This window comes from Ideonella azotifigens, from assembly GCF_006519715.1.
GTDB lineage: Bacteria > Pseudomonadota > Gammaproteobacteria > Burkholderiales > Burkholderiaceae_C > Ideonella > Ideonella azotifigens.
Map to the genome: position 1 here is coordinate 1 of NZ_VIDT01000337.1, position 5,898 is coordinate 5,898.

Annotated in this window: 8 protein-coding genes and 1 pseudogene; all 9 read right to left on the bottom strand. The window is 66.7% G+C overall.

Features of this window, described 5'->3' with window-relative positions; genetic code table 11:
- On the bottom strand, positions 1–634 hold a 634-nt coding region (locus tag FKP22_RS18605), incomplete at its 3' end, for a type VI secretion system baseplate subunit TssF (protein WP_141289166.1).
- Between the two features lie 6 nt (positions 635–640).
- Positions 641–1,057, bottom strand: a complete 417-nt coding sequence (locus FKP22_RS18610; protein ID WP_141289168.1) for an F-box protein — start codon at positions 1,055–1,057, stop codon at positions 641–643.
- A 41-nt stretch (positions 1,058–1,098) separates the two neighbouring features.
- Positions 1,099–1,593, bottom strand: a complete 495-nt coding sequence (gene tssE / locus FKP22_RS18615; protein ID WP_141289170.1) for a type VI secretion system baseplate subunit TssE — start codon at positions 1,591–1,593, stop codon at positions 1,099–1,101.
- A gap of 87 nt (positions 1,594–1,680) precedes the next feature.
- Entirely contained in the window at positions 1,681–2,496 is an 816-nt protein-coding gene (locus FKP22_RS18625) for a type VI secretion system accessory protein TagJ (protein ID WP_141289175.1), read from the bottom strand.
- 6 nt (positions 2,497–2,502) lie between these two features.
- Entirely contained in the window at positions 2,503–3,012 is a 510-nt protein-coding gene (locus FKP22_RS18630; RefSeq protein ID WP_141289177.1) for an Hcp family type VI secretion system effector, read from the bottom strand.
- Positions 3,013–3,027: 15 nt separating this feature from the next.
- Complete coding sequence (locus FKP22_RS18635) at positions 3,028–3,507, bottom strand: Hcp family type VI secretion system effector (protein ID WP_141289178.1); 480 nt, start codon at positions 3,505–3,507, stop codon at positions 3,028–3,030.
- 70 nt (positions 3,508–3,577) lie between these two features.
- Complete coding sequence (gene tssC / locus FKP22_RS18640) at positions 3,578–5,077, bottom strand: type VI secretion system contractile sheath large subunit (protein WP_141289180.1); 1,500 nt, start codon at positions 5,075–5,077, stop codon at positions 3,578–3,580.
- A 24-nt stretch (positions 5,078–5,101) separates the two neighbouring features.
- On the bottom strand, positions 5,102–5,620 hold the full coding sequence (tssB, locus tag FKP22_RS18645; protein WP_141289182.1) for a type VI secretion system contractile sheath small subunit: 519 nt from the start codon (positions 5,618–5,620) through the stop codon (positions 5,102–5,104).
- Positions 5,621–5,701: 81 nt separating this feature from the next.
- Positions 5,702–5,898: pseudogene (locus FKP22_RS32230) on the bottom strand (type VI secretion system protein TssA); the annotation flags it as partial.

The following is a 5,898-nucleotide window of genomic DNA, read 5'->3' on the forward strand; positions in this document are numbered from 1 at the left end:
CGCTCTGGACCAGCTCGTGCAGCCGGTGGGCCACGTCGTCTGGCGCGCTGACGTGCAGGCTCAGGCGATCCAGGCCCTGCAGCTGACGGAAGCTGGCGCCACCGCCACAGCGCAGCCGGATGCGCAGCCCGCCCTTGGCGCCCAGCGCGGGCGGCAGCTGCTTGAGCGGCAGATCCGCGCCATGGGTGAAATATTGAACCGAAGCGATCGCTATCGGCCACAGCGTGACCGCCTGCGCGGTGCGGAATTCGCAGCGCGTGTCCTGCCCGCGAACCAGCTCGGCCGCGATGGCGCTCGCGCGTGGGACCTGGTAGCCGCCCAGCAGGTTCGGGTCGGTCAGATCCGCCTCCAGGCGGGCCACCATCATCGACGGCAGCGGCGCGAGGAAGTTCGGGTAGATCGATTCCAGCAGGTGGGCGATCAGCCGCGGGTGCTCGGCGTCCAGCTTCAGCTGCACGCGGGCCGCGAGGAAGGCAAAGCCTTCCAGCAGCCGCTCGACATACGGGTCGGTGACCGCGATGCCTTCCATGCCCAGCCGCGACGCGATCTTCGGAAAGTCCCGCGCGAACTCGGCCCCGACCTCGCGCAGATGCGCGAGTTCGTCGGTGTAGTGGCGGAGGAGGCGGGGGTCCATGTTCAATCAGGCGTCGGATCTCGCCACGACGCCCTGCTTGGCCGTCTCCAGGAGCTGGCAGAGCGTCCTCATGCCAGCGACAAGCGGTGCGGCAGTCGCGTCCCGATAGCCACCAAGCCGGGAGATCAAGCTTCTACCTGTTTCAAGACAGGCATCGATTTGCAGCACGTTGGCATTGTTTGCATGCATCAATTCCGCTGTGCTCAGCAGCCAATTCCTTCCCGCGTCTTTCAGGCCGGCAAGGTCGTTCGCAAAAGCGTTGATCGCGTTGGGAAGGTTCGCCACCGCAAAGCCACGTGTGGCCTGGCTCACACGGCTTGCACGAAGGTAGTCCTGTGGATTGAGATACCCGAATATCTGGAACAAAACCTCGTTGGGCAGGTTTTGAAATGGGTCTGGTCGGTCGTCGCCAAAGTCGGCCATGGAACGCTCCTTCAAGAATCAATGGACCCGGACAGGTCACGCTATGCTTCCCTCACCTCCACCTGCCCCGCCTCCAGATCCAGCTGCGTGCGCAGCAGGATCTCCAGCGGGACGGGTTGCGACCAGAGGTGGCCGCGGATCTCGAATTCGATGATGTTGTGGGTGTCCAGCACGCTGGTGGCCTCCAGCGCGCGCACCGCCAGGCTCTCGGGCAGGATGCGCGGCTCGTAGCGCAGGATGGCGCTGCGGATCGCCTTTTCCAGCAGGCTCACGTCCACCTTCGAGGCCAGCTGGCCCGACAGCGCCGGCAGCCCGAAATTCAGCACGCTGGCGGCCAGGCCGGGCCAGGCCTCGGCCTCCTTGCCCAGCGGCTGCACGGCGTTGAACAGCCAACCCAGGTCGCGCAGCACCGCCTGGCGCAGCTGCGACTTGCTCATCACGCGGTGATGCTCGGCCTCCTCGCGGCGAAGCGGCTCGTCGTCGGTCAGCCGGTCCAGCAGCGCCGGCTGCAGGCGGTCACGCGGGCTCGTGGGCACGTCAGCCCCTCGTCCGACGGGTACGCCGGACGATCCCCCGAGGAAATGCCGGCCGGCTTGGGAGCGGCCCGGCGGAAACGGGATGCCTCATGCCTTGGCGCCCGACTGACCCAGCTCGATGCAACGCACATCCAGCAGCGAATGCTCGCCCGCATCGGTGGCGAACACGCGCTGGCCGACGCCCGCGTACTGCTCGACATTCGGTGGGTCCAGCGGCGTCCATTCGGTGCGCCGCGCCATCCACACCCGCTCGTCGTCCCAGTTCGTGCTGCGCGGATATCGCGTGGGGATGAGCGCCACCGTCTCGCCGCCGTTCGGGAACCACAGGTGCGCCGGCAGCCAGACCAGGTCGCGCAGGTCACCCGGCGCCTCGATCTGGACCTTGCTCAGCGCCGAGAACGGCACCCAGGCATAGCGCCCGTTGACCACCGCTTCCAGCACCGGACCGAGGCGCGAATCGGCATCGCACACCCATTCGAACGGCGTGCCGTCCAGTGCGCCGGCCACCGTCTCGGCCTGCGCCAGCGCCTGTTCGCGCAGCGAGCGCGCGGCACCGGCATTGCCCTCGGCCTGCTGCTGCAGCGCCTGCACCAGCAGCGCCACCCATTCGGCTGGCTGGCCGAACAGCATCGGCGTGGTCTTGCCGTCGAAAACTGCTTCGCGCACCAGTTCGCACTTCAAGGCCTCGCGGTAGGTGTTGACCATGGGCAGCGCTTCGGCGTCCAGCTCGCCACAGACTTCCAGCTGCGTGCTGGCGCGCTGCCACTGGCCGGTCACGACCAGCAGCTGGAACAGCAGCACACGCAGTTTGGCGTCCTCAGGCTTGGCACGCACCTGCTGCTGCGCCTGGGCCAGCGCCTCCCCGGGCCTGCCGGCCGCCACCAGTTCCTTGATCGTGTCCATGGTCTTTCAGCTCAGGTCGTCGGTGAAGCTGTGGCTCGCGCCCAGTTGGCCGCTGGCGCTTTGCGGCCGGTATTCGATCGCCACCTTCTGGAAGCTCAGCGCCACCTTCTCGACCGTGGCGCCATCGGCGCCGGCCTCCACGTCGTAGCTGGCCACGCGGGCCTTCTCCAGCGTGAGCGAAAAGAAGTCTTCCTGCTCCCCGCCGGCCTTGCGCAAATGCAGCACTGCGCTGCGCACCTCGTCATTGGTGGCGACAGCGCTCATCAGCGCGGTGCTGGCACTGTCAAGCCGCTTGGTGATCAGCAAATGGCGGTAGCTGCGCCGGCCGGTGGCCAGGCCGGCCACCGCGTCGCCCACCGCACCCACGCCCCAGCTGAAACCGATGACGACAATGTCGTCCTGGTGGCCGGCGGCAACGGCCTCTCCCTTGGCCTTGCCGGCGCGCTTGAGTGTCAGGTCCAGGTACATGTCGGCGCTGGTGGGGACCACCACCAGCGGCAAGCTCCCGGCGGGCATGGGCGGGGCCGGGGTTCAGCGCGTTTCGGTGCTGGCCACGTTCCAGCCGAATTTCACCGAGCCGCCGAGCGCGCCCTTGTCGTCCTGCGGCTTGTATTCGAACTCGATGTCGGCATAGCTCAGCGCGACGCTTTCCGAGATCTCGCCGCCGCTGCTGGCCGACGGCGCCACCGACGTGACCAGCACCTGCTTGAGCGTGACCTTCAGGAAGTCCAGCTGGCCTTCACCGGCCTTGCGGCAGGTAATGATGGCCGAGTCGAAATGCTTGCCGCTGGCGCAGCTCTTGGCCAGCACCGGCGAGGCCTTGTCGTAGTAATGGGCGAACACCAGCTGGCCGGGAATGCCCTTGCCCTTGCCGGAGCCGCCGCCAGCGGCGGCGGTGCTGTCCTGGCGCACGTCCCAGGACCAGGCGAGCAGGTCGATCTCGCCCTTGTGGTCCTTGTGGGCGGATTCGCCGTCGACGCCGGCGATCTTGAGGTTGGTGTCGATGGTCATGTTGCGTCTCTCCTGAGTGGATGCGGGGGAATGGTTTGCACGGCCGGCCGGTCAGGCCGCCGGCGCGGGTTCACTGCGTCTTCTGCGACGGCAGCTTGGACACCAGGCGCAGCGACACCGTCAGCCCTTCGAGCTGGTAGTGCGGCCGCAGGAAGAACTTGGAGCTGTAGTAGCCCGGGTTGCCGGGGATCTCTTCGACGGTGACCTCGGCGGCGGCCAGCGGCTTCTGCGCCTTGGTGACCTCGGACGAATTCGCCGGGTCGCCATCGACGTAGTTCATGATCCATTTGTTGAGCCACTTCTCCATGTCGGCCCGCTCCTTGAACGAGCCCACCTTGTCGCGCACGATGCACTTGAGGTAGTGGGCGAAGCGGTTGCAGGCGAACAGGTACGGCAGGCGCGCGGCCAGGTTGGCGTTGGCGGTTGCATCCGGGTCGTCGTACTCGAAAGGCTTTTGCAGCGACTGGGCGCCGATGAAGGCGGCGAAGTCGGAGTTCTTGCGGTGCACCAGCGGCATGAAGCCGTTCTTGGCCAGCTCGGCTTCGCGCCGGTCGCTGATGGCGATCTCGGTCGGGCACTTCATCGCCACGCCACCTTCGTCGGTCGGGAAGGTGTGGGCCGGCAGGCCTTCGACCGCGCCGCCGGACTCGATGCCGCGGATGCGCGTGCACCAGCCGTAGAGCTTGAACGAGCGATTGATATTGACCGCCATCGCATAGGCCGAGTTGGCCCAGGTGTAGCTGGCATGGTCGCCGCCGGCGGTCTCTTCCTCGAAGTTGAATTCCTCGACCGGGCTGGTCTTCGCGCCATACGGCAGGCGGGCGAGGAAACGCGGCATCGCCAGCCCCAGGTAGCGCGCATCGTCGGACTCGCGCAGCGACTTCCAGGCGGCGTATTCCGGCGTCGTGAAGATCTTGGTCAGGTCGCGCGGGTTGGCCAGCTCCTGCCACGAACCCATCTGCATCAGCGACGGATTCACCGCGGCGATGAAGGGCGCGTGGGCCGACGCGGCGACCTTGCTCATCTCGCCCAGCAGCTCCACGTCCGGCGGGCTGTGGTCGAAGTAGTAGTCGCCGACCATCGCGCCAAACGGCTCGCCGCCGAACTGGCCGTATTCCTCTTCGTAGACGCGCTTGAAGATGGGGCTCTGGTCCCAGGCCGTGCCCTTGTAGCGCTTGAGCGTCTTGCCCAGGTCGAGCTTGGAGATGTTCATCACGCGGATCTTCAGCATCTCGTCGGTCTCGGTGTTGTTGACGAGGTAGTGAAGGCCGCGCCAGGCGCTCTCGAGTTGCTGGAAGTCTGCGTGGTGCAGGATGGCGTTGACCTGCTCGGAGAGCTTCTTGTCCAGCTCGGCGATCATGGCTTCGATCGACATGATCACGTCGCTGCCGATCAGCTGCGTCTGGCTCAGCGCCTGCTGCGCCAGCGTCTGCACGGCCTGCTCGACGGCGCTCTTCGCGTCCTCGGTCTTGGGCTTGAATTCCTTGCCGAGCAGCTGCGCGAATTCGCCGCCTTCGTATTCGATGCCCTGCAGCGCCGAGGCAGCTTGCACGAGGGTGTCTTCAGCCATGGGGAGCTCCTGCGGTTTGGGGGGTCACTGCGCGGCGTCGGCCGGTTTCTGGGCCGGGTTTTGGGCGGACGCCAGGGACTTCAGCAGCGCCTCGTCCTTGACCACCTTGGCGATCAGCTGCTCGGCGCCGGCCTTGCCGTCCATGTAGGTGATGAGGTTGGCCAACTGCTGCCGCGCTTCGAGCAGCTGGCGCAGCCCGTCGACCTTCGCGGCGACCGCGGCGGGCGAGAAATCGTCCAGGCTCTCGAAGGTGATGTCGACCATCAGGTTGCCCTCGCCGGTCAGCGTGTTGGGCACCGCAAACGCGGCGCGCGGCTTCATCGCCTTCATGCGGGCGTCGAAGTTGTCGACGTCGAAGTCCAGGAACTTGCGGTCCGATACCGGCGGCAGCGGCTCGGTCGGCTTTCCCGAGAGGTCCGACAGCACGCCCATCACGAACGGCAGCTGGACCTTCTTCTCGGCCCCGTACAGCTCCACGTCGTATTCGATCTGCACCCGCGGCGCGCGGTTGCGGGCAATGAACTTCTGGCTGCTGGTGGCCATGGCGGCTCCTTGGTTGGCGGCATCGCCATCGCTGGCGGTTCGGGTGGGCGGTGTGAAAAGAGGGTTCTCAATCGATGGCTGTCACTCGGAACTGGCGCCGGCGAGCTTTTCCAGCTCGCGCACGCCGTCGGGCACCAGGTCGCGCACGATGTCCATGAAGTTCTTGCTCATCAGCCGCATGCCGCGGCGGATCAGCAGCGGCGCCGGGTGGCTGGGTTCGTTGCGTTCGATCCATTCGCAGGCACGCTGCAGCGCACGCATCGCGTCCTCTCGGGAGG